At 65.8% G+C, this 1,846-nt stretch carries 2 protein-coding genes; one reads left to right on the top strand and one right to left on the bottom strand.

Going from position 1 to position 1,846, the window contains the following annotated elements; genetic code table 11:
• Nucleotides 1-342 precede the first annotated feature (342 nt).
• Nucleotides 343-1,008: a GntR family transcriptional regulator gene (locus VHB27_RS06360; protein ID WP_325598363.1), complete on the top strand. Its 666-nt coding sequence runs from the start codon at nt 343-345 to the stop codon at nt 1,006-1,008.
• A gap of 235 nt (nt 1,009-1,243) precedes the next feature.
• On the opposite strand, the gene VHB27_RS06355 is transcribed toward VHB27_RS06360, so the two are convergent.
• Nucleotides 1,244-1,672: a low affinity iron permease family protein gene (locus tag VHB27_RS06355; RefSeq protein WP_325598361.1), complete on the bottom strand. Its 429-nt coding sequence runs from the start codon at nt 1,670-1,672 to the stop codon at nt 1,244-1,246.
• Nucleotides 1,673-1,846: the final 174 nt, after the last annotated feature.

Here is a 1,846-nt window from a genome sequence, read left to right as displayed (position 1 = left end):
GAGCGGGAAGCCGATGATGCCTGACGAATGGGCGAGCAGACGTTCAATCGCGAGATGCGTCTTGCCGGTATTGGTCGGACCGAGGACAGCCTTGACGCGCGCGGCGAAACCGGAGTCGTACCCGAACATGGGCATGATGTTTGGATGCCGCGCCGCGGAATGCAAGCAGCGATGTCATGACGGCCGGCGGCGCACGAAAGTGAGCGAAGCGGCGGATTGGGGGCAACCCATTGAAGGCAGGCGAACTTGTGGCTTTCCTCGAGGCCGTGAATCGGCCAGCATGGCCCCGTACGTGCATGGTAGCGCTTGCAGCACAAGGCTCGGGATCGATACGAAACGGCCATGGCAACCGATAATCAGACCCGGACCGAGCGTCTGGCCGAACAGGTGTCCAACGCCATCCTGGCGGGCGAGTTCGCCCCCGGCGCTCGGCTGGACGAACAGCAACTGGCCCAGCGGTTCGGCGTTTCGCGCACCCCGGTGCGGGAGGCGCTGCGCCAGCTTGCCACCAGCGGACTGATCGACCTGCGGCCCCGCCGCGGCGCGCTGGTCGCCACCCTGACGCCCGAGGACGTGGAGACCATGTTCGTCGCCATGGCCGAGATGGAGGCGTCCTGCGCGCGGCTGTCGGCCTTGCGGATGACCTCGCTGGAGCGCCGGCGGCTGGAGACGCTGCAGGAGCAGATGGGCGAACTGGTGCGGGACGGCGACCCGGAGGCGTACGCGGACGCCAACCAGACCTTCCACCTGACGATCTACGCCGGGGCGCACAACAGCGTGGTCTCGGACTTCACCGCGGGCCTGCGCCGGCGCGTCGCGCCGTTCCGCCGCGCCCAGTTCCGCAACCCGGGCCGGCTGCCGCTGTCGCATGCCGAACACGGGGTGGTGGTGAAGCTGATCCTCTCGGGCGACGCGCCTGGGGCCCATGCGGCGATGCTGCGGCATGTCAGCCTGGTGGAGGATGCGTTCGAGACGTTCACCCACGCGACGCGGCAGAAGGTGCCGTAGGGTCCGTCACGGCGGATGCCGAAAATGCCGCTTTGCGTCGGCGTCGTTGCGTCCGCGCCCTGGATGTTTGCCGGGCGGGGGCACGGTTTTTTTACACAGATGAACACGGATGCGCGCAGATGAACGCAGATTCCGGGCCGATTGGCGTCCGAGTGCCCGTGGTTTCCGTGTCTCGATCCAGGGGGGCACTCCAGGGCGCACCCTGCACCACTGTGCGCATCTGCGATCATCCGTGTTAAGTTGCCTTGCTGCCGGCCGCTTCGATCGGTTCCTCGGTCGCGTCGATCGGCACCGCAGCCGCCAGGCGTTCCTTCAGGGCCTCGAGCTGGCTTTCGGTCAGGTCTTCGAGGGACACCATCCGGTTATGGGCGTTCTCGCTGGCGCGGATCAGTTCGTCCAGTTTCAACTGGATCGCGGTGGCGTCCCGGTTCTGCGTGTTCTGGATCAGGAAGACCATCAGGAAGGTGACGATGGTGGTCCCCGTGTTGATGACCAGTTGCCAAGTATCGGAATAGTGGAACGTGGGGCCGCTGATCGCCCAAACCACGATCAGAACCACCGCTGCGATGAACGTGTGCGCTCGGCCGCATTGTTGGGATGTCCATTGCGCGGCCCAGGAGAAACGGTCGGATAACGAGAGACGCGTTTGCTTGTCGTCGGCCATCGGGACCCCGCACGCTGTTCGTCGGAACAGGTTGGGATCGCGTCGCCGCGAACCGGGTGACAATGGCGTTACTATCCTTCAACGATTGCGTGAGGATGTCGAAGCGTTCGACGATGTCCTGACGCCCGCCTGCTGACCCGATGGCCCGGCCCTGGCCTGGCGACCGGTTGGGGC

Origin of the sequence: Rhodopila sp. (assembly GCF_035548235.1) — a bacterium.
GTDB lineage: Bacteria > Pseudomonadota > Alphaproteobacteria > Acetobacterales > Acetobacteraceae > Rhodopila.
Note: the sequence above shows the minus strand (reverse complement) of the source record. Positions and strands in the feature narration are given on the sequence as shown.

Excerpts from the sequence above, each read along its gene's own strand:
- VHB27_RS06360 (WP_325598363.1), top strand. The coding sequence starts at position 343 with ATGGCAACCGATAATCAGACCCGGACCGAGCGTCTGGCCGAACAGGTG.
- VHB27_RS06355 (WP_325598361.1), bottom strand. The coding sequence starts at position 1,672 with ATGGCCGACGACAAGCAAACGCGTCTCTCGTTATCCGACCGTTTCTCC.